Origin of the sequence: Allobacillus saliphilus, assembly GCF_018138385.1 — a bacterium.
Classification (GTDB): Bacteria; Bacillota; Bacilli; order Bacillales; family Alkalibacillaceae; genus Allobacillus; species Allobacillus saliphilus.
The window spans coordinates 87,138-113,806 of the sequence record NZ_JAGSIE010000007.1; the positions used below are offsets into that span (position 1 = coordinate 87,138).

Annotated in this window: 29 protein-coding genes; 8 read left to right on the forward strand and 21 right to left on the reverse strand. The window is 39.8% G+C overall.

Annotated elements, in window-relative coordinates:
- Positions 1 to 485 precede the first annotated feature (485 nt).
- The 4 genes from KC820_RS02730 to KC820_RS02745 form a co-directional block, all read right to left on the reverse strand.
- Positions 486 to 1,046 (reverse strand): NADPH-dependent FMN reductase, encoded by a 561-nt coding sequence (locus tag KC820_RS02730; RefSeq protein ID WP_144088271.1) that lies wholly within the window; start codon positions 1,044 to 1,046, stop codon positions 486 to 488.
- Between the two features lie 41 nt (positions 1,047 to 1,087).
- Positions 1,088 to 1,939, reverse strand: a complete 852-nt coding sequence (locus KC820_RS02735; protein ID WP_212367778.1) for a VOC family protein — start codon at positions 1,937 to 1,939, stop codon at positions 1,088 to 1,090.
- Between the two features lie 282 nt (positions 1,940 to 2,221).
- A complete protein-coding gene (locus tag KC820_RS02740) occupies positions 2,222 to 3,166 on the reverse strand; it encodes an ABC transporter permease subunit (protein ID WP_212367783.1) in 945 nt (314 codons plus the stop codon).
- Positions 3,159 to 4,082: an ABC transporter ATP-binding protein gene (locus tag KC820_RS02745; RefSeq protein ID WP_212367785.1), complete on the reverse strand. Its 924-nt coding sequence runs from the start codon at positions 4,080 to 4,082 to the stop codon at positions 3,159 to 3,161. Before KC820_RS02745 ends, KC820_RS02740 begins: the two co-directional genes overlap by 8 nt.
- 232 nt (positions 4,083 to 4,314) lie before the next feature.
- Between KC820_RS02745 and KC820_RS02750 the strand changes: the two genes are divergently transcribed.
- Together KC820_RS02750 and KC820_RS02755 are read left to right on the forward strand one after the other, a co-directional pair.
- The gene (locus KC820_RS02750; protein WP_212367788.1) at positions 4,315 to 5,382 is read left to right on the forward strand and encodes an LLM class flavin-dependent oxidoreductase; all 1,068 of its coding nucleotides are present in this window, start codon (positions 4,315 to 4,317) and stop codon (positions 5,380 to 5,382) included.
- A gap of 4 nt (positions 5,383 to 5,386) precedes the next feature.
- Complete coding sequence (locus KC820_RS02755; RefSeq protein ID WP_212367792.1) at positions 5,387 to 5,953, forward strand: NADPH-dependent FMN reductase; 567 nt, start codon at positions 5,387 to 5,389, stop codon at positions 5,951 to 5,953.
- A 131-nt stretch (positions 5,954 to 6,084) separates the two neighbouring features.
- Here KC820_RS02755 and KC820_RS02760 read toward each other — a convergent pair whose 3' ends face one another.
- The 7 genes from KC820_RS02760 to KC820_RS02790 all read right to left on the reverse strand — a co-directional run bounded on the left by KC820_RS02760 (position 6,085) and on the right by KC820_RS02790 (position 12,634).
- A complete protein-coding gene (locus KC820_RS02760) occupies positions 6,085 to 6,768 on the reverse strand; it encodes a response regulator transcription factor (protein ID WP_212367795.1) in 684 nt (227 codons plus the stop codon).
- Between the two features lie 36 nt (positions 6,769 to 6,804).
- Positions 6,805 to 7,377, reverse strand: a complete 573-nt coding sequence (locus KC820_RS02765; protein WP_212367798.1) for a TlpA family protein disulfide reductase — start codon at positions 7,375 to 7,377, stop codon at positions 6,805 to 6,807.
- A 15-nt stretch (positions 7,378 to 7,392) separates the two neighbouring features.
- Entirely contained in the window at positions 7,393 to 8,151 is a 759-nt protein-coding gene (locus tag KC820_RS02770; protein ID WP_212367803.1) for a cytochrome c biogenesis CcdA family protein, read from the reverse strand.
- On the reverse strand, positions 8,151 to 8,798 hold the full coding sequence (locus KC820_RS02775; RefSeq protein ID WP_212367805.1) for a hypothetical protein: 648 nt from the start codon (positions 8,796 to 8,798) through the stop codon (positions 8,151 to 8,153). The genes KC820_RS02770 and KC820_RS02775 overlap by 1 nt, the downstream gene beginning before the upstream one ends.
- Positions 8,799 to 9,359: 561 nt before the next feature.
- On the reverse strand, positions 9,360 to 10,751 hold the full coding sequence (locus KC820_RS02780; protein WP_212367808.1) for an MATE family efflux transporter: 1,392 nt from the start codon (positions 10,749 to 10,751) through the stop codon (positions 9,360 to 9,362).
- The gene (locus KC820_RS02785) at positions 10,752 to 11,198 is read right to left on the reverse strand and encodes a MarR family winged helix-turn-helix transcriptional regulator (protein WP_236782484.1); all 447 of its coding nucleotides are present in this window, start codon (positions 11,196 to 11,198) and stop codon (positions 10,752 to 10,754) included.
- A 293-nt stretch (positions 11,199 to 11,491) separates the two neighbouring features.
- Positions 11,492 to 12,634: a TDT family transporter gene (locus tag KC820_RS02790; RefSeq protein ID WP_212367811.1), complete on the reverse strand. Its 1,143-nt coding sequence runs from the start codon at positions 12,632 to 12,634 to the stop codon at positions 11,492 to 11,494.
- Positions 12,635 to 12,753: 119 nt separating this feature from the next.
- On the opposite strand from KC820_RS02790, the gene KC820_RS02795 reads away from it, so the two are divergent.
- Positions 12,754 to 13,425 (forward strand): RluA family pseudouridine synthase, encoded by a 672-nt coding sequence (locus KC820_RS02795; RefSeq protein ID WP_212367814.1) that lies wholly within the window; start codon positions 12,754 to 12,756, stop codon positions 13,423 to 13,425.
- A 40-nt stretch (positions 13,426 to 13,465) separates the two neighbouring features.
- On the opposite strand, the gene KC820_RS02800 is transcribed toward KC820_RS02795, so the two are convergent.
- The 3 genes from KC820_RS02800 to KC820_RS02810 form a co-directional block, all read right to left on the reverse strand.
- Positions 13,466 to 13,936: a hypothetical protein gene (locus KC820_RS02800; RefSeq protein ID WP_236782485.1), complete on the reverse strand. Its 471-nt coding sequence runs from the start codon at positions 13,934 to 13,936 to the stop codon at positions 13,466 to 13,468.
- Positions 13,937 to 14,088: 152 nt separating this feature from the next.
- Positions 14,089 to 16,020: a coiled-coil domain-containing protein gene (locus KC820_RS02805; RefSeq protein WP_212367820.1), complete on the reverse strand. Its 1,932-nt coding sequence runs from the start codon at positions 16,018 to 16,020 to the stop codon at positions 14,089 to 14,091.
- Positions 16,021 to 16,023: 3 nt separating this feature from the next.
- A complete protein-coding gene (locus KC820_RS02810) occupies positions 16,024 to 18,027 on the reverse strand; it encodes an efflux RND transporter permease subunit (RefSeq protein WP_212367823.1) in 2,004 nt (667 codons plus the stop codon).
- A 211-nt stretch (positions 18,028 to 18,238) separates the two neighbouring features.
- Between KC820_RS02810 and KC820_RS02815 the strand changes: the two genes are divergently transcribed.
- From KC820_RS02815 to KC820_RS02825, 3 genes are all read left to right on the forward strand, one after another.
- On the forward strand, positions 18,239 to 18,817 hold the full coding sequence (locus KC820_RS02815; RefSeq protein WP_336511008.1) for a TetR/AcrR family transcriptional regulator: 579 nt from the start codon (positions 18,239 to 18,241) through the stop codon (positions 18,815 to 18,817).
- Between the two features lie 25 nt (positions 18,818 to 18,842).
- On the forward strand, positions 18,843 to 19,433 hold the full coding sequence (locus KC820_RS02820; protein ID WP_212367825.1) for a hypothetical protein: 591 nt from the start codon (positions 18,843 to 18,845) through the stop codon (positions 19,431 to 19,433).
- Between the two features lie 63 nt (positions 19,434 to 19,496).
- Positions 19,497 to 20,006, forward strand: coding sequence for a hypothetical protein (locus KC820_RS02825; RefSeq protein WP_212367828.1), 510 nt, complete (start codon positions 19,497 to 19,499; stop codon positions 20,004 to 20,006).
- Here KC820_RS02825 and KC820_RS02830 read toward each other — a convergent pair.
- The 5 genes from KC820_RS02830 to KC820_RS02850 form a co-directional block, all read right to left on the reverse strand.
- The gene (locus tag KC820_RS02830; RefSeq protein ID WP_212367831.1) at positions 20,003 to 20,653 is read right to left on the reverse strand and encodes an SDR family oxidoreductase; all 651 of its coding nucleotides are present in this window, start codon (positions 20,651 to 20,653) and stop codon (positions 20,003 to 20,005) included. The two genes, KC820_RS02825 and KC820_RS02830, sit on opposite strands and share 4 nt — an antisense overlap.
- A 70-nt stretch (positions 20,654 to 20,723) precedes the next feature.
- Positions 20,724 to 22,052 carry a CoA-disulfide reductase gene (locus KC820_RS02835; RefSeq protein ID WP_212367833.1) on the reverse strand — a complete coding sequence of 443 codons (1,329 nt, stop codon included), beginning with the start codon at positions 22,050 to 22,052 and terminating at the stop codon, positions 20,724 to 20,726.
- A 195-nt stretch (positions 22,053 to 22,247) separates the two neighbouring features.
- On the reverse strand, positions 22,248 to 23,411 hold the full coding sequence (locus KC820_RS02840) for an MFS transporter (protein ID WP_212367836.1): 1,164 nt from the start codon (positions 23,409 to 23,411) through the stop codon (positions 22,248 to 22,250).
- Positions 23,412 to 23,495: 84 nt separating this feature from the next.
- Positions 23,496 to 23,912: a YbaN family protein gene (locus tag KC820_RS02845; protein WP_336511009.1), complete on the reverse strand. Its 417-nt coding sequence runs from the start codon at positions 23,910 to 23,912 to the stop codon at positions 23,496 to 23,498.
- Between the two features lie 100 nt (positions 23,913 to 24,012).
- Positions 24,013 to 24,327, reverse strand: a complete 315-nt coding sequence (locus tag KC820_RS02850; RefSeq protein WP_212367839.1) for an immunoglobulin-like domain-containing protein — start codon at positions 24,325 to 24,327, stop codon at positions 24,013 to 24,015.
- 64 nt (positions 24,328 to 24,391) lie between these two features.
- On the opposite strand from KC820_RS02850, the gene KC820_RS13165 reads away from it, so the two are divergent.
- Positions 24,392 to 24,661 (forward strand): DsbA family protein, encoded by a 270-nt coding sequence (locus KC820_RS13165; RefSeq protein ID WP_336511012.1) that lies wholly within the window; start codon positions 24,392 to 24,394, stop codon positions 24,659 to 24,661.
- 299 nt (positions 24,662 to 24,960) lie between these two features.
- Positions 24,961 to 25,167 (forward strand): ATPase, encoded by a 207-nt coding sequence (locus KC820_RS02860; protein ID WP_212367842.1) that lies wholly within the window; start codon positions 24,961 to 24,963, stop codon positions 25,165 to 25,167.
- Here KC820_RS02860 and KC820_RS02865 read toward each other — a convergent pair whose 3' ends face one another.
- Both KC820_RS02865 and KC820_RS02870 read right to left on the reverse strand, forming a co-directional pair.
- A complete protein-coding gene (locus KC820_RS02865) occupies positions 25,168 to 26,085 on the reverse strand; it encodes a cation diffusion facilitator family transporter (protein ID WP_212367845.1) in 918 nt (305 codons plus the stop codon).
- 53 nt (positions 26,086 to 26,138) lie between these two features.
- On the reverse strand, positions 26,139 to 26,459 hold the full coding sequence (locus KC820_RS02870) for an ArsR/SmtB family transcription factor (RefSeq protein ID WP_212367848.1): 321 nt from the start codon (positions 26,457 to 26,459) through the stop codon (positions 26,139 to 26,141).
- Between the last annotated feature and the right edge of the window lie 210 nt (positions 26,460 to 26,669).

The window sequence follows — 26,669 nt, forward strand, 5'->3', positions numbered from 1 at the left end:
TTTTAATAGAGTGAATTTTGGGATATACATGAAAATATTGAGAAAGTGAGTCGCATATGGTCGATGGTAGTTCGAGAATAATTGATTCATAAGCAGTTAGATAAACAGTTACATAATGAATTCAGACTGTCTGGAAACTCTCGGACAGTCTGATTAGTCTTTTTGTTTTTTTACGTAATCTTTCCACTCAAGATTTGACTGATCCCTGGGAATATATTTATTGTTCGAAACTAGTTTGGTTGGCTTATTATTATATCGCCTCACGATACAGTTAGTCAACATTTTTTTCCAAAAATAAAAACGGTACCTACTATAGCCTAGTACCGTTAATACAACCTTAAATTTGGTAAGTTTTCAGATTTCCGCTCTGATTAAAAAATCATAAATACCTGATTATCGTAAATGTTCAACTTTTTTAAACGTTTAGTTATAAAATGAAAAATCATTCCTCTACTCATTGTGTTTGAGGAATGATTTCTGATTAATTATTTTTGATTGACTAGTTGTTTACGCAATAACTTTAACGCTCCAGACCAAGCATTCACTTGATCAAGCATCATGTTAATATTTGTTAAATGAAGCTCCTGTGGCTTGAATGTTGTGTAATTTTCAAAGTCGACAAATAGGGAAAGTGTTGGATGTGCACGAACATCAGCAACGGAAAGCTCTCCTAGAATGCCACGCAAATGCTCTGCCGCACGCGCACCACCTGTTGAACCGTAGCTGACAATTCCTGCCGCTTTGTTGTTCCATGGCTCGCGGGCTAAATCCAAAGCATTTTTCAATGAAGCTGAAATGCTGTGATTATATTCTTGAACGATGAATACAAAGCCATCCAATTCATCCAACTTTTCATTCCACTTGGCGATTCCTTCAGATTCACCTTCACCCATTAGTGGCAACTGATAATCTTTTATATCAACGATTTCATAGTTTGCATCTTTGCGTTCGTCTGCAATCCCTTTCACCCACTCGGCTACTTGCGGGCTGACACGACCTTCTCTTGTACTTCCTACGATAATTCCAATGTTTAAGTTTTCACTCATTATGAATTCCTCCTATGTTGGTTGTAATGATTTATGGTAAATTAAATTACTAGCAAAACACGATTTCCTGATGGGTCAACAGACACCCACTGTTCTCCTTCTTGTGAAACAGCTGTACCGATTTTTTCTAATCGATTAACTGCTTCTTTGCGCGAGTCTTCTGATGGATACTTCACGGTGAATGCTTTAAGACCGGCGCCATTTTCTGGCATGGATGGAGCCCCAACGCCATTCCAGGTGTTAATTGCGATGTGATGATGGTAGTCTTCGGTTGAAAGAAACAGTGCTTGAGCACCAAACCGGTTCACCACATTGAAGCCTAGACCCTTCACATAAAATTCTTCTGCAGTTTGCATTTCAGAAACATGTAGGTGAAGATGTCCCATAACCGTATCGGACGGCATCCCCTGCGACAGTTCATTCTGAGAAGCATGTTTTAATAATTCATCGAAATCGAGTGGATCGACCGTCATATGAACCATTTCACCATTCCATGTCCAATCAGCTGGATCACGGTCGTAATACACTTCAATTCCATTGCCATCCGGGTCATTGAAGTAAAGTGCTTCGCTGACATCGTGATCAGAAGAACCAATAGGTATATTATTTCTGGAAATATGAACCACAAAATTCGCTAAATCCGCTTTCGTCGGCAGCAAAATGGCAAAGTGATACAAACCAGCTGTTCTTCCTTGCTTCGGTGTTACCCCTGAAGGTTGTTCAATGGTTAAGATTGCCGTCTCTCCATTAGCTGTTAAATTGGCAGTTGATGAAGTCTTGTCTAAAATATCAAATCCCAAAATCTTTTGATAGAATTCGATTGAACGATTTATATCGGTAACTTTAAGCTGGACATGCTCCACGAATGTGGCAGGCTGTTGATGAAATTTCATTATATTTCCTCCTAAACAAACCATCGAGACGAAGTTAGGCAAAACGCTCGATGGATGAAGTGGTTGTAAAGTCACTTTAAGTTACTTTCTGTAAGTAAGTATATTTTAGTAATTTAATTTTGTCAATACAAGTTTATCAAAAACTTCACTACGCCTGATATGTTTATGTGTAAGTAGGACTGGACGGCTTCGGACATCATTTATTTTGACCATCGTTAATCAAGCATGCCAAAAAATACCGCTCAAGGTCATCCTAGACCTCAAGCGGCATCACCATACAATTTATTGATTAACGATATCTCTCTTATTAAAAAAGAGCCAAGCAAGCGCGACAAAGACTACAAAGTAGACAATCAGCATCGTAATGGAAAAGCCTAATGTCATGCCTTCAATTAATATATTGCCCGTTTCGTACATTTTCAAGTCCAAGTTTGCGAACAATAAATATTTTGACCATTCATATTGCGAAAAAATACCTGTAATTATATTTCCACCCATCAACAGGAAAATTCCAACACCGATGGCAATGGAGCTATTTTTAAAGATTGTTGAGATCATGAAAGCAAGTGTTGTCATCATAATCAAGTTGACGATTCGATAGCCATATTCAGACATCACTTCACCGACAATCGGCACATATTCGATTCCGTTTGCTGTCATGATGACGGTACTCGGGTTAAATCCTTCGAAGCCGAAAAATACCGCTCCTCCAAGCATTGAAACAAGAAATAGATAGATCATCGTAAATAACCCAAAAACGAATATTGCTATAAACTTGCTAAGTAAAATTATATTTCTTGATATAGGACGAATTAACAGTAATTTAATTGTTCCCCATTTGTACTCGTTTGATATAATACTTGAGCCAATGATAATTGTTAAGAGACTCACGATGGCAACGAGGCCTACATTTTCCAACGTATATTGCCAAGCCCCATAATTTAATGGACGAATATCATTTTCCAATAAATATTCATTTTTCATAATTCGATCGTCATTAAAAGAGTATCCGAATTCTTCGTTATCTTTATGGAGTGCCTCATTTTCTTCTTGTAGTTCTTCTTTCCAATTGTCTGTATATTCAGTTGGTTGAACATCGTCAAAGGATGAAATGATAATGGCACCACCAACTGCGATCAAACCTAGAATAATATACATCACCCAAGTAGATTTTCGGATGTAAATTTTAAATAGTTCATTATATAAGAGACTGAAAAAATTACTCAATGATATTCCCCCCTGTCAATTCAAGGAATTGGTCTTCCAATGATGGTTTGACACCTGTCACGCCATAGATGGTAACACCTGACTCAACAAGTTTGTTTACTACTTGCGGAATTGTCTCACGAGTCATCAATGAAACGAGTTGGCTACCTTCTTTTTCGGCTTTCAATTCAAGGCTTGCCAATACTTTTATCGCTTCCTCGGTTTCTTTCACATCCAAAACAACTTTAATTTCTGATTGATCAGCTTCTTCGCTGTCTTCCTTTACAGACTGCTCGGTAATGAGCTCACCATGTTTAATGATTCCAATCCGGTCACACATGAGTTCAATTTCTGATAACAAATGACTGGAAATCATAACAGCCACATTGTCTTCGACTGCCAATCTTCTAATGTAATCACGGATTTCACGAATTCCAGCCGGATCCAAACCGTTCGTCGGTTCATCAAGAATCAACACAGCAGGTTTATGTAAAATCGCTTGAGCAATCCCTAAACGCTGACGCATTCCAAGTGAATACTTACTGACCTTTTCATCAATGGCTTGATCTAAGCCAACGAGAGTAATCACTTCCTCCACTCGCCCTTTTGGCACATCATCATACATCCGGGCAAAATGGCTTAGATTTTGACGCCCTGTCATAAACGGATACATCTCAGGGTTCTCAACAATTGCACCTAAATTCCGAGCTGCATCCTTGTACTCTTTTTCAATACTTTTTCCTAAAACCTTGATTTCGCCATCGGTCAAGTCCATTAAGCCAACGATCATTCGGATGGTTGTTGTTTTCCCTGCTCCATTTGGTCCGATAAAACCATACACTTCTCCTTGACGGATTGTTAAGTTAACATCTTTGATGATTTCTTTGTTTTTGATTTTTTTCCTGACGTTCGTTAGTTCCAATGCAACGTTACTCATAACCTCTCCCCTTAAAATCATTCTTCATCTTTAGACGATTGAAACATTGAAAAGTTTCAAATCATCAAACAAAACCATTTTACCATAATGTGGTTCATTTAAAGATACCTTTTCAAAAAATTTAATTATTTTGATCTTCAAACAGGTTATTTCTAAGCAAAGAACAAAATGTGTTAATCTTTAGGGTGATGATTATACTAAAAATTACATAGATTTGAGGTTTGAACTACCCATGAAAAAATACAGAATCAATCCGGACAATGGTTTGGAATTCGGCATTTACACATTAGGCGACCATCTTCCAAACCCGCACACAAGCGAACGCATTTCTAATCAACAACGAATCAATGAAATTATTGAGTTTGCCCAATTGGCAGAGCAAGCAGGAATTGATTTTTTCTCAGTCGGAGAAAGTCATCAAGATTATTTCACGACACAAGCACATTCTGTCGTGTTGGGAGCCATTGCTCAAGCAACAGAAAAAATAAAGATCGCCAGCTCTTCAACGATCATTAGTACGCTCGATCCGGTTCGTGTGTACGAGGATTTTTCAACGATCGATTTAATTTCTGATGGGCGTACGGAAATCATTGCCGGAAGAGCTTCACGAGTAGGTAATTTTGAACTGCTCGGCTATAGCCTCCGAGACTATGAAGCACTATATGAAGAAAAGTTCGATTTACTTCAATTAATTAACGAAAATGAAGTGGTCAATTGGGAAGGTGAGTATCGGGCGCCATTGCGAGATGCGAAAGTGATTCCCCGACCAAAAGAAGGATGGTTGCCCATTTGGCGTGCAGTCGGCGGTCCTCCTGGTAGTGCAATGAAAGCTGGGAGGGCAGGTGTACCAATGTTCTTGGCGACTCTTGGTGGACCAGCAACTTCTTTTAAGCACTCCATCGATGTTTACCGCGAAGCAGCAGCCAACAATGGTCATAATCCAGATGACCTTCCAGTTGCAACTGCGGGATTATTTAATGTTGCAGAGACAACACAGAAAGCAATGCAAGAAGTCTACCCACATATCAATGAAGGGATGAAACTGACCAACGGCCAAGGATTTTCTAAACAGCACTTCGCTCAAGGCGCAGACAAGCGGGATGTGTTAAACGTAGGTAGTCCTCAAGAAATCATTGAGAAAATTTTATATCAGCATGAATTATTCGGCCATCAACGTTACATTGCTCAAATGGATTTTGGCGGCGTTACGCTTGATCAATTGAAAGAAAAGGTTGAAATGATTGGGAGTGAGATTATGCCCGCAATTAAAAAATATACATCGAAACGAGCGGAGGATTAAAGCTATGAAAGTTGTTACCTTATCCGGCTCCATCGTCGGTTCAAAAACACGAACGGCTATAGATTATACCGTTCAATCACTTAAAGAAAAATACCCAAAGCATACAGTGACACTAGTCGACTTAGCGGATTACGATATTCATTTCAGCGACGGTAGAAATTATCTGGATTACGAGGGAGATACAAAATACGTAACACAAACCATCATGAATGCTGATGCAATTATATTCGGAACACCCATTTTCCAGGCTTCCATTCCAGCGACGTTGAAAAACATCTTTGATTTACTCCCAGTCGATGCGTTGCGGGATAAGGTCGTCAGTATGTTGGCAACAGCCGGCTCATCGAAACATTTTCTCACTCCTGAACACCATTTAAAGCCGATTTTAGGCTACATGAAGGCTCAGGTCGTTCAGTCTTATGTATTTATCGAAGAAAAAGATTTCGACCAGAAAAAAATCATTAATGACGATGTCTATTTTCGGATTGACCGGCTGGTTGAGGACACCGTGATTTTAGCTGACACGTATCAAAAGATAAAGGAAGAAGACGACAAGAAGTATGATTTTTAGTTTACTTCGCTTAGTCTTCGAATATAGAAGTATTCTGAATTAGTTGCCTAAACTTGCTAGAGATTAATTGAAGCCAAAAAACGCACAGAAAGAGTTTCCTGTGCGTTTACGTATTTATAATATGAGCCGAGTTACTCTGCAACAAACCGGTATCCCATTCCTCGAACCGTTTGTATTCGTTTTGGGTGACTCGAATCTACTTCAATTTTTTTACGTAGCTTTTTAATATGAGCATCTATCGTCCGGTCCATCACTGTTTGATCAGCAAAAGGGTAGAGCTGATTAATCAAATCCTCCCTCGTCACAACGACATTGGGGTTTTCCATAAAATAAAAGAGTAATTGAAACTCATGCTTGGTTAAGGTTAATTTTTTATCAAATAACAGCACTTCGCCTTTACGTGGTTTGATACACAAACCATCATGGATAATTTTTTGACAAAATTGTCCTGTCCGTCGTAGTACCGCTTCCACATGAGCCAGCAATTCTTCTGGGTCAAATGGTTTAACTAAATAATCATCTGCTCCCAATCTCAACCCATTAATTCTATCTTCCGTACTTGCCTTTGCCGATAACATAATAATTGAAACTTCATTCCGCTCTTGTTTACGCACCCACTGGCAAACTTCTTCACCAGACAATTTAGGTAGCATCAAATCTAGTATAATCATACAAGGGTGCTCTCTCAAAAAAACTTCCTTTGCTTCTTCCCCATCCGCCGCTTCAACGACAAAATACCCGTTTTCTAACAAAATATTTTTAACTAACTTTCGATTGACCGGATCATCTTCAACTACCAAAATGGTTTGGTTCAATAGTATTCACCTCAAGCTCATTATAATGAAAGAGTTCTATTGAATCTTCCCTAATGCTTGAAGCATAAAGTCGTAATTCATCGCGCCTTGTACGACATAAGCTGTCCGGCCTTCAGAATCTATAATATACGAAGTAGGATAGGCAGTAATTTGAAAATGGTTCGTCACTTTACCTTCCTCATCCATTAAAACTGGAAAGGTCATTTCAAATTCTTCAACAAAATCAATGACACCTTCTCGGCTATCTTCTGAAGCGGTCATATTAATAGCTAGAATTTCTACATCTTCATTATCGTATAACTTTTGAAAATCAGGTATTTCTGCTCGACAAGGTGGACACCACGTCGCCCAAAAATTTAAGATTACAGGTTTGCCTCGATAATCAGACAGTCGTACCGTTTCACCTTTTGTAGTTTGTAACTTAACGTCTGGTGCATATTGTCCTTGTTTGATACCCGTTCCAGCTTTTTGATCTGGTTCATCTAATTCAGGATAGATGACTACCTTTTCTCCATCTTGATCAGCCGTATCATCTGATGAATCGATAAAATCATATACCGCAAAACCTACCATTAGTACCACGACAACAAGTAAAATCCATTTTTTCATACAAGATAACCTCCATTAGCCAAGATTTTCCATCCAAGTGCCTTCGATTAGGTCCAGTAGGAATCCGGAGATTTGAGGCATCCAACCGAAGAATAGGACGAGCCCCATCGCAATCATGAAAACCGCGCCAACCTTCATAATGATTCCGCTATATTTAACAATCCATCTTGTCGATCCTAGGAAGAATGTCAACACAAGGAACGGTATGATGAAACCTATTACATAAAAAACCGTATATAAGATTCCTTGTCCTGGATCACTTGCCGCGAGCAATAAGATTGAACCGAAGATTGGTCCGATACACGGTGTCCAACCAGCAGCAAAACCGAGACCGATTAAGAATGTTCCTAAAAATCCCGCTGGTTTCTTTGTATAATGTATACGCTTTTCTTTCATCAATGTTGGAATGTTAATCCATCCAGCAACAAAGAAACCCATAAAAATAATGAATACGCCGGCGATCCGTTGAATAAGCAAGCCAGATTCGCCAACGAGCAATTCTTGTGCCCACTGTCCTAAGAAAGAAGCACTCGCGCCAAGTGCAATAAAGACGAGTGAAACACCTGACAAGAAGAAAATGGAATGACTGAGCAACTGTTTACGAATTTTACTCGTATGATTTCCTTGTAATTCCTTTACGCTAATTCCTGTAATATATGATAAATAAGCCGGAAAAATCGGTAGCACACAAGGGGATAAAAATGATAACGCTCCTGCGCCGATTGCCATTAAGATTCCGACTAATACAAACGTATCTGTTTCAATTCCGCCCATTAGTTCTCCCACCTTTTACGTTTCAATAAGATCAATGAAAACATCACTACAAAAAACACACCAATAAACCAAGGCTTCATCAAATAATCGAATAAGGTGACAAATGGTTGGATCAATGTAAGTGCCAACATACCAGCAGACCAACCGGTTACCATCACCATCAGCAATAAATCAACCGACACTTTTTCATGCATCCAGTAATAACTAACAATTAACAAACCTGATAATACAATGTTTCCAATCACAAACGAATCATCCATGACTGTGAGCTGCAAAAACTCAAAAAGAAACACGCTAATCAAAAAGACAGGGATAAAGGTAAGCACCAAAGGGATAACCTGTAATTTTCCCCGATAGGATTGAATTGCAATTGTTATTACCGTAAATAAAGTAGCTACATAAAAAGCCTCTCCATTACTAGGATAAGCCAAAACAGCTAGTGGGTCTTCGAGGAAGAGTGACAGATTGAGTAAAATTTTAGCTAACCAGATATAAAGAACGAAATTTACAAGCTGTGAGGTCAGGTCATCCAGTTGTTTTCGTTTATCTTCCTTAGAGGCATTCGTCATTATGTAGTAAATTGCAATGGCAACAATCATCGAAATGACAATCATTGCAATTGAATAAATTTTCGTTGTGAGTATCATGCTTAGCTCCTCCAATGGAACGTCTACTATTGAGTATATAGTGACACTGTGAAAATTTGATGAAATTATGGAATTTAATTTGAAAAAATCTACCCGGCTCTCTCTATACACCCGAACGAACGAGAATTTTTCTCGGAAAGTCTTATAGAGAAGTTCTATTCACCCCAATGAACTGGTTTTTTGCTCGAAACGTCTTATAGAACCGTTCTATTCGACCGAACGAACCAAATTCTTGCTCGAAACGTCTTATAGAGGCGCTCTATTCGACCGAACGAACTGGTTTTTTGCTCGAAACGTCTTATAGAATCTTTCTATTCGACCGAACGAACCAAATTTTTGCTCGAAACGTCTTATAGAACCGCTCTATTCGACCAAACGAACCAAAATTTTACTCAGAACGTCTTATAGAACCGCTCTATTCGACCGAACCAACCAAAATTTTACTCAGAAGGTCTTATAGAATTATAAAAATGATTATACTTAATAAAAAAGCGTAAAAAATCGCCCAATCATAGAATAGCAAACGCTACACGATTGGGCGATTAATTGAACTTATATGACTTAACTCATTGCAGGTACATTCTTCTTTTCTGAATCTTCATCTTTTCCTTTTACTAACATCGGCGTTCGATCACGGTATAATAAATAACCTGCTAAACCGACTGCTAATATGTCTGATATCGGAAATGCTAGCCAAACGCCGATCACTCCGAAGTATGGTGGAAGAATTAATACGAGCGGAATGAGTATCAATAGCTGTCTGGACAATGAAAGGATCAATGCTTGTTTCGGTTTTCCTAACGCTTGATATAATCCCCCTGCGACAATTTGTACGCCGACAACAAAGAATAGAGAGAATAAGATCCGCATCGCTGTTGAACCTTCTTCAATGACTTCTGGGTTTGCCGTAAAAATACGTAAAAACGGTTCTGGGATGGCTACTAGGATAATCGTGATGGAGGTAGCACTGATTGTTACAACCTTCATCGTTAACCAAATCGTCTCTCTCATTCTGTCATAATTTTGCGCACCGTAATTGTACCCGACGATCGGCATCATCCCTTGCATGACAGCCATAATCGGAAGCGCCATAATCATGACAATCCGTTGAATAATCCCATAAATACCTACATAAAACTCTGTACCGTATTCGATGAGCATCGCATTCACAGCAATTACGAGTATACTCCCTGCAGATTGTTGAATAAACGCTGGCATTCCTACAGATAAAACCTCTTTAACTATTGCAGCTTTCAACTTCATGTTTTCAAAAACGAACTTTAACGAGCTTTTCCCTCGTGCATAATAATTAAGAATCATACCGAAAACAGCCGCTTGTGAAATGACGGTTGCAATTGCTGCCCCTTGCACGCCCATATTCAATCCAAATATGAAAATTGGATCAAGTACAATATTAATAACAGCCGGAATGATCATCAAAATCATTGCAAATCGTGCATTTCCTTCCGCTCGCACGAGATTATTGGCCGCAAAGCCACTCGTAAAGAAAAATGTCCCTAATAAAATCGGAAACATATAATCCATCGCATAGCCGATTGTTGACGGTGTCGCTGCAAAGACTAGTAGTAGCGGTTCTAACGCAAACAACGAAATCAGTATTCCAGCGACACTTGCGAAAAGGATTAGTGTAATAATATTTGCAAAGATTAAATTCGCTTCTTCCGGTTTTTTAGCGCCAAGACGTCTGGAAATAACGGACGACCCACCGACGCCAAGCGCCGCAGCGACAGCGATCATAATCATCATCATTGGAAAAGCTACTGTCGTTCCAGCAACTGCTTCGATTCCAACACCGTAAGAAATAAACACCGTATCTACAACGTTATATAAAGTCATGACAAACATGCCAATTAATGCAGGTACAGATAAATTACGAAGTAGTGTCGTAATCTTCTCGGTGCCTAGTTGCTCTGTTTGTTGTTTTTGTTCCATCTACTTCGCCTCTTCCTTTTGTTTAAGTAAATTCGTTTTCATTCGTTGTAACCATTTCATAAACAAAGCTACCTCTTCTTCTGAAAAACCTTCCATTAATTCATATTCTTTTCCGTTAAGATTATCCCAGAGATCTTGATCAAGTTTTCTTCCTTTTTCTTTTATCGAAATAATCTTTGAACGCTTATCGACTTCACTATCTGATTTCTCAACCAAATCCTTCATCAAAAGCGAGTCTAAAATTCCTGTCATTGTAGAGCCTTTAATATATAAATGTTGCTGTAATTCCACTTGGGATAACGGACCATTTTCAACAAGCAAAAAAAGAACTTTTGATTGTGCTACCGTTAACCCGTGAACAGCAAGTTGTTCGTTATATTGGTTTTCTAATAAATGAGCCACCATTCCTACTTGGTAGCCTAACTTTTCTTGTATGTTCCTCGCCAAATTGCTTACCTCCCTAACTAAATCACAAGGAGTATCTTACCTTTTTTCTGCATTGAACGCAATCTATTAGCTTAACTTTTTAGGTGCCTAAGAATTTTTCATCCAAAAAAGAGGCTGGGACAAAATCTTTAAAGTTGACTCAGATACGAACAATCTAATTTAGTGTGCCGGAAATACCCGCTTCGGAAATATACTCCGCTTTTCGCGGGCAGCTGTTGAGCCTCCTCGTGCTTCGCACTGCGGGGTCTCACCTAGGCTTTTGCTCCCGCAGAAGTCTCCGTATATTTCCTACGCTAAATTAGATTGTCATTCGTGTTTCTGAGTTTATAACTTAGATTTGTCCCAGCCTCTTTCTTTTCTGCAAATTCATTGATTAATGACTTTCCTAGGATCACCCACTGAGCGATGAATAATAAAACAATAGTGATCGACATTCCATATACAAACACATTCACCCAAATTTGAATGGCGTCTTGACCAATCACAAAAATTCTCTCAGTAAAGTATAAAAACATTGCAAACGTAAAAATCCGTGACCATTGACTTGGCGAATAAACCATGAACCCTTCATTCCAACCATATTTCCGATAACGGGAAAATCCACGTAACAATTCGATCCACTCAACTAGGATAAAGAAAAACAATGCTAATCCCCATACAAAATAATGTAGTAAAGAAATCTCTGGATAAGCAAAACTTATAGCAACGCCTGTGATGGATAGTGCTCCATGAATAATACAGTTTGAATTCGTCCAATGATCGATTATTTCTCTGATAGGCAATTTTACATATCGATATAGAATTAAAATGAGATTACCTATATAGAGCAATAAACCAAACCAAATCAGTGTTCGTGCAAGTGGCGCAGGAAACTGTTCTTCAAAAACAAAATATCCCGATATAACAACTGATTGGGTACCTACAGTAGATAATAATAGACCACCTTGAAACTTATCTATGTATTCATTGAAACGATTTAAAATAATTGAATAATTTCTAAACAACCATGTGATATAACCTGTCCATAAAAGTCCAATATTTAAAGAGTAGAAAACAATAGTAATGGCATTCGATTGATAAACGGAAATAAGCACATTCCCAAGTGAAATCGATGCAATCCATGTACCGATACCAAAACTCGTTATGGGGCTTTCTAAATGTCGCTCATAGAATAAGCCTTGTTTCATCTCATTGATCAGATAGAGAACGAGTAAAAGTAAACTAACTAAAAAGAAGATAAATAATGTTAATTCAATCCAATCATATTGAACAACATGATTGAACACACTAATAATGACAATACCCGTTGCCATAATCGGTGCACCAGCTAATGTTGTAATATTTAGTTGTACTTGTCGTTTATAAACTAAAAATGCTCCCGTAAATCCTATTAGAAGAGCTACTATTAAATACATCGTAATACCAACCTTTTTCATTTACATAATTATAAATGTAACATAAGTTTATCGGTTCTTGGGTGGATGAGAATAGCTTTTCATTTTTCAATTGGTTTGAGATAATGAACCCACATCTCAATCCGTAAAGGAGCACAATAATGAACGTACCTATTTTATATGAAGATAATCATTTATTAGTTGTCGAAAAACCGGTCAATATTCCGGTTCAGGAAGATCAATCGAAAGATAAAGATTTATTGACGTTGCTAAAAGAAGACATTAAAATCCGCCATAAGAAGCCAGGTAATGTGTTTTTGGCTCTCGTTCACCGACTAGATCGTCCAGTTGGAGGGGCAATGGTTTTCGCCAAAACTTCAAAAGCCGCTTCTCGCCTATCCGATCAGCTCCGAAGAAAAGCGATTGAACGAACTTATCTTGCCGTCGTGCACGGTGTTCCATCAAAAGCAAAAGATCAATTGGAAGATTATTTAGTGAAAGATCATCGAAAAAATATCGTACGCACAGCGAATCCGAACGAAAAGGAAGCTAAAAAAGCAATTCTCCATTATGAAGTGGCCAGTGAAAAGAAAGGATTCTCATTGTTATCCGTGAAACTTCAAACTGGAAGACCACATCAGATACGTGTGCAGCTTTCGTCACGCGGATTTCCGCTTTACGGAGACCAGAAATATGGGCAACGCGTCAATAAACCAGGACAGCAAATTGCTCTTTGGTCAAATAAATTAGTGTTGGAGCACCCAACGACTAAAGAAGCCATGGAATTCACTTCCACACCTCCTTATGAGTATCCATGGAAGCTTTGGCAATAACAATGTAAAAAGGTTGGGGAATGATATCTTCCCCAACCTTTTATTTCGTTACGATATGTTCTATATAAACAATTCCCACAAAAACTAACCAAACACCAAACGGAAAGGCAAAGCTTTTTATCGCTTGCAATGATTTATATTCCTTATTTTTGCTCAAGAGTATACGGTCAGTAACAAAAAATAAAATCGACGCACCTAAACTATAGAATAATAAAATAAGACCGAACAAGACATGTAAAATTCCCGATAAGATCGTTTCAATTTGATCATCTTTCATTTTCTTTGCAAAAAATTGACTCAATTTATCACTAATAATAGAAGCTAGCACGCCGTAAGTTAAAATCACAGGAAAGCTATACATTAGATAAATCGGTGTGCTTAATGTAAAGGCATATAAATAATCTGTTATTGATGAGGGGTTGTCTCCAAACGGATTGGGCATGATGAGACCTAATAGAACTGCAAATATTGAGCTAGATATGGACGCTGATACGATTTTTCGTGAAATCATTTTGTTCTCCTTCAATTGTCAATTGAACCTTGGGATTTATGTTACATGTTCTGTTGCCTATTATACCAATCGCACGCACATCTTGAAATGATTTCTCTCTTCTATTACATAAAAACAGAAGCTCTCCGATCTAGGAGAAGCTTCTGTCTTTTTTAAGAAAACAATGCTTTGAATTTTTCCCAAAAACTACTCTTTTCTTCTTTCTCTGGCTCTTCCTCTTTAGATTCATCCACTTCAATGCTTTTTGTTTGGATGACAAATTGGACGTGATCCACTTGTTCATTTTTTTCAGAAACAAACGAAACGGAATCGAAATCTGATTTATCATATTGTGAGATCATCTCATCGATTTCTTCGGTCATCTCTTGTGGCATATCTTTTGTTGAATCATGAAGCTCTTGTGTGCCGTCTTTTAATTCAACGACACCTTCTTCCAATTCGCTGACACCGTGATCGAATTCATTGATTCCAGCATGAATGTCAGAATAAGAATTCGAAAGTTCTTTCACACCGTTCGTGTATTCAGCAAGGCCGGTATGGAAGGAGCCATATTCTTTCGTTAAACTGGCAATTCCATCTTTTAATTGTTGCAAGCCTTCCATGCCATTAGACACAGATGAAATCTCACTCGCCATCGTATCGACGTTGGCAGTCATTTCATTTAATCCTGCAATTGTTTCTTCTAATGAACCGACTACTGCACCGAGAGCTGCTTTTGCACCTGGTTTGTCTTGAGTTCCAAAATAAGTGCCTTTTGCGACTTGTGCTTTTTCATAAACTGTTGCTAATTTACCAATCGTCGATGAAACTTGCTCCATACTTGATTGGACATTTTGTAACTTTTGTAACGTCTCTTGTTCAATGCCTGCTTCTTGTAAAGCTTGCATTTCTTTTTCAGTAAATTGAGGAGCCTTCATTCCTTGTAGTCCATTTAATTCTTCTTTTGTTAAATTAGATGGAATTCCATTCATTGCTCCATCTAACGCCTGGTAAGCAGTAGAGTAGTTGTCTTTCAGCTTTTGTAGTCCGTCTTTCATCTCTTTTAACCCAGCGGATAACTGTTTAAGTCCTTCAACCAATTGATCCTGCTGGCTCGTATCGACATCGACATCGCTTAATGAGCCGTTCATCGATTGTAGTGCATTTTCAATTTCTTTTGAGCCGCCGATTAACTCACTGGATGACCCGTCGAGTTCAGCAATACCACCGCGATATTGAGCGGAACCGTTCACCAATTCAGATGCACCATCGTTCATTTCTCTGACGCCAACAACTAAATCACTGACACCTGTGTTCAAATCGGCAATGGCATCGGACAAGGTACGGATATCTCCTGTCATCTCATCCGTCTCAGGATCTTCAATGGACATAGAAGATGGAACGCCGGATATTTCAATGCCGTCGAATTCAAAGTTATCCGTGTCCGCTTCTACCGTAAATGTTTTTTCTTTTTCAGGCATTAACGTAAACGTAATTTGTTGTGTTTTTCCTGCGTTGGCCACCATTCCGTCTGGCGCCTGGATATTGGAGAAGGTTTCTGAATCAAAAGGTAACGTCACTTGCAACATATAATTATTGAAAAACGTTTTTCCATGTTCGCCATTAGCTTTGGCGTCTACTTCAATCTTAATTGTTCCTTCTTTTCCAGCCAATTGTTCCGGTGAGATTTTTTCCCCATCTAAATAATACGTTACATCGATATTCCAAGGTAGTTCAGTTTTTTCCATATTTCCTTGATAATAAAATTTTTCATCAGTCGCCGAGAATTCGACTTTGTTACCATCCAAAGTGACCTCTGTCATATCGGTCAAATTTCTCACACTCGTATAGTCACCATAGTCCACAATCGTTCCTTCTTTAACAATGTCGAAACGATTGACGACGTATAGTTCTTGTTGTTCGCCAGTCGGGGATAATGTTGCGTAAATCACTTCATCCTTCCCTGACATTTCACCTGTTTTTTCCCGCTCGTTTTCTTGTTTTGATTTGTCATTACTTACGTTTGCGGAAACAGTCGTAAGCACAGTCGACGCGAGCAACACAACAATCGTGAGCAAAAAGAGAATCTTTTTTATTTGTTTCATGCATCATTTCTCCTTATAAAAATTCGATTTCCACGTTGTTTTACCAATCACCTTATCAAATACCATCAACATCGCAGGTAGGAAAAAGACAACCATGATGAACGCTAACAAGGCGCCTCGCCCAAGCAACAAGCCAATCGATGATACAATTGGATTTGTTGATGTCAGCCATAAAATGAAGCCAACACTTGATAAGATGGAAGCCGAGATAGCGACAGCAAATATCTTTTCATCGACCGTTTTCTTGATTGCCTTCAACGCTGACATTTCTTTTCGGTTTTCCGTGTAATTTTCCGTAAATAAAATCGCGTAATCAACCGTAGCTGCCAGCTGAACCGTACTGACAATTAAATAGCCGACAAAAACGAGTGCTGAATCGGTGAAATACGGAACAGCAAGATTAATCCAAACCGCCGATTGAATCGTCAGTAACAAAATCACTGGGTACGTAATGGATTTGAACGTCACCAACAGGACAATCGCAATCGTCACGACCGTCAATATATTCACGACGGTATTGTCTCGCTGGACGACGTTTTTCATGTCATACAAGGTGACAGTTTCACCGAGTGAATAGATCTGCTCATCCGGGTAATAACTTTTCGCCGTATCTTGAACCTGTTCGACGACATGAAAGGCTGTTTCACCCTCCGTATCCGTGTTCGTCTGCAAAATGATCCGACTATAATTTTCCGAATAAAATTGCTCGGTTGCCGATTCATCCAAGTATTCAGGCGGAATCGCTGCATCCACCGTATTGACGTAGGAGATGACACTCGTCACATGTTCCATGCCTTCCAATTCGTGAACAAGTTGCTCCTCTTTCGCAATATCTCCTCGAGGAACGAGCAGAACCATTTGCGTGTTCTTCCCGAATTCGTTCTCGATTTCTGCAACATCCGCTCCAGCTCTCGTGTTTTCAGGCTGCTCACCAATTCCATAAATGAAATTCGTTTCACTTTGAGCCAAAAATGCCGGAACGATTAACGCGAACACAATCAGTAAGCTTGGAACCTTGAACTTCATGACCCATTTGCCCACACGCTTGAATTCCGGAATGATCGGTTTATGCTGCGTTTTATCAATCCATTTATAAAACATGATGGTCATAGCTGGTAAAAAGACCATAACACTGATAAAGCTTAAGAGAATCCCTTTTACTAAACTGAATCCTAAATCAGAGCCAATTTCAAAATTCATGAACATCAACGCGATAAACCCGAAGAACGTTGTTGAAGCACTCGCAATGATTGCTGGGAATGACCTCTTCATCGCAAGAATCATCGCTTCTTTCGGATCTGCTACGTTTTTTCGGTAATCACCAAAACTATGCAGTAGGAAAATCGCATAATCGAGCGAAACGGCGAGCTGCAGAATCGGCGCGACGGACGAGGTCACAAATGAAATTTCCCCGGTGAAAATATTCGTCCCCATATTGATGAGAACCGACACACCAATGGCGGTCAGGAAGAAAATAGGTTCCGCCCATGAATTCGTTGATAAAATTAAGATGATGATAATAATCGGAATCAGTAATGCCGCCGCATATAGCGTTTCGGTCAACGCCATTTTTTGCTGGGTCGCTGTATCGAGCGCTTCACCCGCCATGGCATTTTCCTCACCGATCAATTCATACACTTCATCGGTTACTGCTACTTCATCGCCTTCACGAATCGTGAAATTGAAGAGCGCATTCCCGTTTTGATAGTACGATTCAACGGTTTCTTCATCCGCCATTTCGATCGGTGTCTTCAAATCGACCGCGTCATCCAGCCAAGTGACGTCTGACACACCATCAATGGCAGCTAACTCTTCTTTAAATCGAAGTGCCTCCTGAATCGTCATGTCTTTCATCATCACACGCGTATTCGGAACGGCTCCATCGAATTCTTCATCCATAATATCCATTGCTTCTGTCGATTGGGCATCCTCTGGTAAATAATCCGCTACGTTGTAATTCACGGAGACCCCAATTTGTGCAATGGCACTTAAAATCATTAGCACCATAAATGTTATAACAATTGATTTTTTATATTTGATAATCTTAGCTGCAATATCTATTACCCTGCACCCTCTCTTGCGTCAAACAAAATTCCACTATATCATTATATAGACACCGTGTTGGATATACAACATACAGTATTGTAAAGCACGTCTAAAAACCAACACTTGAACATTTAAGTGTTGGATATCCATAAAATTTTCACAAAGTAGGTGAATGAAATTGAACAAAAAACTAGACCGGAGAAAAAAATATACACGGATGGTACTGAAAGATAGCTTAATGGAGTTATTAAAAGAAAAACCAATTTCGAATGTGACGGTCAAAGAAATATGTGAGCGAGCAGACATTAATCGCTCCACATTTTACACCCATTATTCCGATCAATATGATTTAGTCGAACAAATTGAAAGCGAATTAATCCATGACATGGAAAAATATTTAAACTCGGTCAATTTTGATACGGATGAAGAAGCAAAGGAAATGACCGAAAGACTGCTAGACTATCTTGCGTCTAGGGCAGATGACTGCAAAACGTTATTAAGTTATGAGGGAGATTCAACTTTCCAACGAAAGGTGACATCGGTTGCTTATCGGTTTATACTGAATGAAGGAATGACCGCAAAAAACATTGACCCGAGCATTTCTGAATATATTAGCTCCTTTATTGTGAATGGCAGTATCCAAATGATGAAACTATGGCTATACAACAATATGGATCGGAGTCCTAAAGAGATGTCTCAACTCATCAATGATTTTATCAATAAAGGTCTTTACGGACTTAACCTAAAATAACCGAATTATGAATGGAGATTTAACCATGAAACATATACGATTTATATTAATAATATGTTTTTTACTTTTTGTATCGGCATGTCAATCATCCGATGACCAAGAGTCGCAAGAAAAATCGGCGGAAGACACTGAAGTTTTAAGTGATTCTACCGAGGAATCCGAAGAAGTGGAACAAGAAGTTGTCAATACATCTGAAACAAAAGAAGAAGACTCAGAAATTGTCGAACTGGCCGACCCACTCGTTGACTACCCAAGCGAAAAAGTTGAATACGCAAGAGTATGGCTGCAGCACGGCGAATTAAAAGACGTTGATTCATTAAATGTTCGCCATATTCCAGCCGGCACACCACTGAACCCAAATGATGAAACAAGCGCCAGTTATCCAGAAGACGTCATCCAATTATCAGGCGCACGCCTTGTTGCTGGGTCAGTTACGTATAGCGGAAATGGAGATGGAACAATCAATATATACAACGTTCCTTTACGATGGGATGGTCAGTACCCTGCCGGAGAAGAATTTTATCAAGAAATCATCGACAATACAGAGGAAATTTACGTTGAGGTTGGCGATAATCAAGAGATTATGGAATTGATTGAAGTGATGAATGTTCAGTAGGTTTTGGGGGCATGGGGTTGGTAGCTGACTGTTGAAGTTTGCGCGCTGACTGCTGAAGTTCGTGTGCTGACCGCTGAAGTTTACGCGCTGACTGCTGAAGTTCATGCGCTAACTGATGAAGTTTCCATGCTGACTGCTGAAGTTCGTGTGCTGACTGCTGAAGTTTACGCGCTGACTGCTGAAGTTCATGCGCTAACTGATGAAGTTTCCATGCTGACTGTTGGAGTTTGTGTGCTAACTGCTGATAAACGCTCCCTTACTGTTGATAGACGACAACTAACTGTCGATAAACGCTCCCTTACTGTTGATAGACGACGGCTGACTGTCGATAGACGCTACCTAACTGTTGATAGAAGACGGCTAACTGTCGATAAACGCTCCCTTACTGTTGATAGACGACGGCTAACTGTCGATAAACGCTCCCTTACTGTTGATAGACGCTGCCTAACTGTTGATAGACGCTGCCTAACTGTTGATAGACGACGGCTGACTGTCGATAAACTCGAAACAACCACTCCAAATAAAATGAAACGCTTGGATTCTCAAAATCCAAGCGCTCCTTATTTCAATTAAAAATTCTTCACCGCTTCTTCCACGGGCGTATCTCCGCCAATGACTTGAAACTCTTTTCCGATTGTTGAATCATTTTCTAATGTGACGAGTATAGCGCGGGCGACGTCTTCACGAGGAACCTGCCCCATCTCTCCACTCATGCTGACGGTTACTTTTCCCGTTCCTTCATCATTCGTAAGTCCGCCGGGATGAACGACGGTGTAGTCGAGATCGGTCGCTTTCAGCCATTCATCCGCATAGTGCTTCGCCGCCACATATGGTGCAAAGGATTCAGGTGCTTCCTGAATTGCTTGGCGAGTTGTGTCAAACGAGCTAACCATCACAAATCGTTTCACACCCGCTTTTTTCGTCGCTTCAATCGTTTTAACTGCACCGTCCAAATCGACCATAATTGTTTTATCTTTACCGGTTTTCGGTCCAGATCCTGCTGTGAATACAACAGCATCTACATCTTTTGCCGCTTCCGCAATGTCCTCGATTTCACCTTCTAAGTTCACCACTGCCGTTTCTGCACCCAACTCGGTAAAATAGGACGCTTGCTCCTCTTTCCGGATCATTGCTTTTGCCTGCAATTTATCTGTTTCTTGAATAAACGAAACTAAATGCTTACCAATTTGCCCATTGGCACCAACTACGAGTACTTTCACCCAATCACTCCTCTACTGTTCTTCTATATTTATCGTAACGAAAGGATCTTCCTCTGTCGAAAGAAACAGCTTACGCTTTCCGTCCCATTTGCTGGAGCGGATCCCAAACTCCGTTATACGGAGGTGCATAAGAAAGATCGACATCCACCAAGTCATGAACAGTCATCTCATGATGGAGTGCCATTGCTAAAACGTCCAAGCGTTTATCTACGCCTTTCTTGCCAATAATCTGACCACCGAGAAGTTTTCTCGAATCTCGATGATAAATCAGTTTCAAGTGAAGAGTCTCACCGCCAGGATAATAACCGGCATGCGAGTTTGCTTTGGTCGTTTGAACTTCATAGGGAAAATTTAACTGCTTGGCTTCACGTTCGGATAAGCCGGTTCGCCCCAAAGTTAAATCAAAGAATTTAATGATGGACGTACCCAAGATACCTTTGAACTGAAGTGGATTTCCTGCCATATTTGCTCCGGCAATCCGACCTTGTTTGTTGGAAGTCGTACCGAGCGGAATATGGTCATTCACTTGTTTCACCCGGTGAAAATCCGTCGCACAATCGCCTGCTGCATAGATGTTTTTAAGAGATGTTTGCATATAAGGGTTTACTAGAACGGCTCCTCTTGGATTTAAGTGAATACCGGTTCCTTGTAAAAACTGTGTGTTCGCCAAGACACCAATGGCCAATAAAACGAGATCGGTCGAATACTCATTTTTATCCGTTTTCACTGTATTAACACGTTCATCCCCAGAAAATCCAACGACGGACTCGCCTAGCTTCAGGTCAATGTTTTTCCGGTCGGCTTCTTCATGAATTAATTCAGCCATGTCCGAATCAAAAATCGGTGCAACCTGCTTGCCTCGCTGAATCAACGTCACTTCTTTTCCCAACGTTTTAAAGCTCTCGGCCATCTCAAGGCCAATATAACCACCGCCGACAATGGTCACATGCTTGATGCTCTCATCCAGATCTTTCATGATTCCTTCCGTATCGGTCAACGTTTTCAATGTATGAATACCATCTAAATCAGTGCCTTCCCAATCCGGAACAATCGGGTCCGAACCAGTTGCAATCAATAGTTTATCGTAAGGAACCTCAAATCCTTCTCCCGTCTTCAGGTCAATTCCATAGACGATTTGATCCTTCGCATTGATATTCGTCACTTCCGTTTTCGTACGTGCATCCATTCCATATTTTTCACGGAACGTTCCTACACGCCTGGCAACAACGTCCTCTAGCTCAGGAATGACGCCATCGATTACATAAGGCAACCCACATTGCCCATAAGAATAGTCCTCTCCTCGTTCAAGAACAGTAATCTCTGCTGTTTCATCCGTCCGGTAAATCTCCATTGCCGCACTCATACCAGCCGCAACGCCACCGATAATCACATACTTCATCTTTATTCCTCCTCTGCTTTCACATTACCCGAAAAATGAAATGGTTATTTCATTTGGGGAGCATATATCTTTAACCAGGTCACATATCCATGAGCAACGGATACATATCTTAACAATCCAGTCTAATATATTTTCATAATGGAATTAAACAAATGTATAGAAAAACAAACCCAGGTATCCATTCCCCTGAGTTTGTCATCCAATAGCTAGTCTATTCTTTTTTACATATATCATGAACAAGCCAAATGCGACAGCCGACAAAAAGATTCCCGACACATACGGTAAACCAATCCATACCATGTAAAGCGTTCCACCGAGTACCGGGCCGACGATTCTTCCTAAAGACCCGAAAGAAGATAAATAACCGGTGACTTCCCCGTGGCCGGATTTCGCTTGCTTTGTCAACAAGGAAGAAACACTTGGACGAATAACACCATTTCCGACACCAAAAATCGTTAAGAAAACGGCAGCAGTCAAGAAGTTTTCCGTCAACAAAATCAATCCCAATCCTGCGGCTGACACAGCAATTCCCATTTGAATGACTTTGATTTCACCGAATTTCTTCGTCAAAACACCCATCGATCCTTGCACCGCAGCACTCGCCAGTCCCATGATCATGAACACATAACCCATCGAAACGGCATTCAACCCTGCTCGCTCCGCTGCAAAATAGGCGAAAGTCGCTTCCAGTCCGGATAACGATACGGATATGAAAAATTGCAAAAAGTAAAGCATGGCCATTGGACTTTTCAATGCTTGTCCAAACGCCCGCTTCCGCTTCTTCATACGCTGCTTTCGATCAGCCAATTGAATCGATTCTTTCAAAATGAAGAAAACAAAAATCATCGTTAAAAACGATAAAGTTCCCGCTATGTAAAATGGCGCTTCCAAGCTAATTTTTGAAAAAATTCCTCCGACAGCCGGGCCAAAAATAAAGCCAAGTCCTGTCGCCGCACCAATAATTCCCATCCCTTTTCCGCGATCTTCTTCAGACGTCACATCCGCTACATAAGCCATCACCGTCGGCATATTGGCAGCAGATAAAAATCCACCGACAATTCTCGCAACGAAAAGCATCCATAAATGTGAAGAGAACGCTAGCAGGAAGAAGGATAATGATAACCCAAAGATACCGATCATGATCACCGGCTTCCGGCCAATTCGATCGGAAATTCGTCCCCACATCGGCGCAAAGATAAACTGCATGAATGAATAAACTGCCATCAGCAAACCTAGTTCGGTAGCAGTCGCACCTAATTCTTCTGCATAATAAGGCAGCACGGGAATGATGATTCCAAACCCGAGCATGACGAGAAACATAATTGAAAATAATATCGGTAAGATACGTTTTGTAGTCAAAATATTCACCTAGTTGCTTGTTTATTTACATGATTCATGCACATTATAGCACATCGACTGTTTCGTAAAAGAACGTTTCGTACACTATTGACCCTGATTCCCTTCAGGTGGTAGTGTCGGAATCTTTCGGATAAAATAATAATATTTGATAATAGCCAAGATGATAATGATTGCACGGACTGCCCAAATATCCACAATAATTAATGAAAAAATAATAAAAAAATCGGCAACAACGTTAATCCGTATCTTTTCCTTTTTGGTCATCCCCCTATTTTCTCGAAAACGAACGACGTAATTTTCATAATACGTGGTCCCTTTAAACCATTTCTCCAATCGCTCCGAACTCTTCAAAAAGCAGTAGGAGGCAAACAAGAAAAATGGAAGGCCTGGAATAACAGGCATAATGACGCCCATTACGCCCAACCCAAATGATAGCAATCCTAATACGGCAAAAATAAATTTCTTTAAAGTTTTTATGGTAATCACCTGACTTCTATCCACTCATCATCCGTTCCTATTGTACACCAGCGTCGATAGTGAAACCATTGAAAAAGAGGACAGTTTGTTGAACAATGAGCGTTGATAATGAAAATGAACTTCTTTAATTCTCTCCAATCACTTCAAAAGGAACAGAAAGAGTAATCTCATTGCCTGCTGAAAAGGGGCTCAAAAACGTTTTGGTTAAACGATAATTCCCAGCTGGTAAGTATAACCCGTAAGTCTCTATGGAAAATTGTTGCGTCACCATTTCTTTTGGATCTAGTGTATAACCCATATCATTGAAATAAGGGAATTTCTCAAACGTATTTTCAGGATAATTGACCATATACCACTTACCATCCTGCATGGTTTCCACACGATAAAATGAACCATATCGATAAGCTTCATTGCTTTCATTCTGCAAATTTATCGTCATCTCATTGGGCGATATTTTGTAAACAACCTCCTGCAATTCCATCTGGATCCCATTCAACAGAAATATTTCTGACCAAAATGAACTTGAAAAAATCGTTGATGATATGGGGCTTGAAGGTGAACAAATCGTTGCACAAGCGGAAGCGCCCAATGGACAAAAGCTATTGAACGAAGATTTTCAACAAGCAAGAAACCTTGGTGCAATGGGATTTCCAACCATTTTGATGGTCAATGAGGAAAAGAAAGGCGTTAAAATCGTCGGCGGACGGCCACTTGATTTTTATATTCAAGGACTGAAGCAAATTTTAGGAAAAGAAGAACTGGAGCCGAAATAGCAACCGAAACTTAGTGAACTTTTTGATGAAGAAAAGCTTCTATTTTCTAAAGAAATCGAAGTCATGTATGACCTAGATCAAGATGAGGTTACAAACTTCCTAGAAGAAGAATTGGATGCCAACCAGTACAACAAAATAGAATTACTTGGCGAGATGTATATTGAGGTTCAGTAAAGAACATTAGACATAGATAATACTAAAAAACCCCACAAATTCTGGACATTTGTGGGGTTATACATGATGGTCGCTATTTCATTCTATCCGGACATCAACTACACTATAACAAAGGAGGTATTTCAATGAAAAAACCTTTTTGGATTCCGTTAACTGTCGCACTTGGCACCATGATTGTCCTATATGGCATTGGTTCACTCTTTCAAATCGATTATTTTTCCTTCAAACTTTCATGGAACTACACAGAAGTGAGTCTCTTCCCTGTTTTTCTTGGGGTAGCTGCCGGTTTTTTAAATGAGTTCTTCATAAGAAAATCAACAAATACCCGCTAATTATATTTTCTGATCATACTGACAAATTAATGAATGTCCATGCCCATGATCGTCACTTTCAAGCTGGATCGTCACGTGACCGATGCCTTTTTCATCTAATACAGATTCGATTTTGCTCAAAATACTCTGGCACTCAATAATAGACAACTCATTATCAACAACCGCATGACAGGACAGTGCGTTCTGGCCACTCGTAATACTCCAAACATGTAAATCATGAATCGAATGAACACCTTGGACATCCTCAATCGTTTGAATGATCTCTTCCAAGTCAACGTTCTTCGGCGTGCCTTCCATCAACACATGAAACGAATCTTTCGTGACACGATAACCGCTAATTAAAATCAACAATGCTACCAGCACACTCGCGAGCGGATCTGCCCATCCCCAACCGAAGAATAGAATGAGTAAGGCTGCCACAATGGCACCGACAGACCCTAATAAATCACCCAACACATGCAAAAAAGCTGCCCGCAGGTTCAGATTTTCCTCCGTATCCCCTTTCATTAAAATCCAGGCTACAATCAAATTGACGATGAGTCCAATCGTGGCAATGACCAACATGCCCGTCGAAGCAACTTCAGGTGGGTCAGTAAATCGCTGATAAGCCTCATAAAAAATAAATCCGGCAATCAAAATTAATGTAACACCATTAAATACCGCCGCTAATATTTCAAATCGTTTATATCCGTACGTCTTGCTGTAATTGGCCGATCGTTCACCAAGCGTAAATGCCAAGAACGCAACTCCCAGTGAAATGGCGTCACTGAGCATATGCCCCGCATCCGCAAGCAATGCCAAACTATTGGTCAATAACCCCCCAATGACTTCAACAACCATGAATGCAGTAATCAGTATAAAGCTGATTATTAATGATTTTTTATTGGCTGAATGTGAATGATCATGATCGTGTCCCACTTGCGTACCCCCTACTACCTGCACTGCTGATATTTTCCCTCAAAAACAAGCAATTACATATGACTAGCATGATTAATTGATTCCTTTAAAGTATTCATCACATGTTCATCATCCGGTGAATAAAAAATCGTTGTACCTTCGCGGCGGAATTTGACCAACCGAAGATTTTTCAAAAACCGCAGCTGATGAGATACCGTTGTCTGTTTCAGCTGTAAAGTTTCGGCAATTTCGTTGACCGAACATTCTTTTTGATATAACAAATAGAGAATGCGAATCCGCGTCGGGTCACTGAGCGCCTTGAACGTTTGCGAAACGACAAATAACGTTTCTTCATCAATGACGGTTAAATCATCTGTGTTTTGCTTGCTTTCCATATATACTACTCCATTTCCCGGTATGAATTGTTTGTAATGTATATTATATGATTATATGCTCATATATGTATTGTAGCATATGACAGAATGAATAGCAAAGTTGGACATTGTTCTCAAGGACATTTTCTAGTATCTTTATCTGAAATGGCCGCGACCTCTTTTCTGACAGGCATTTCCAAAAGGCCGCGAGAACCAAGTCATCCAACAAGC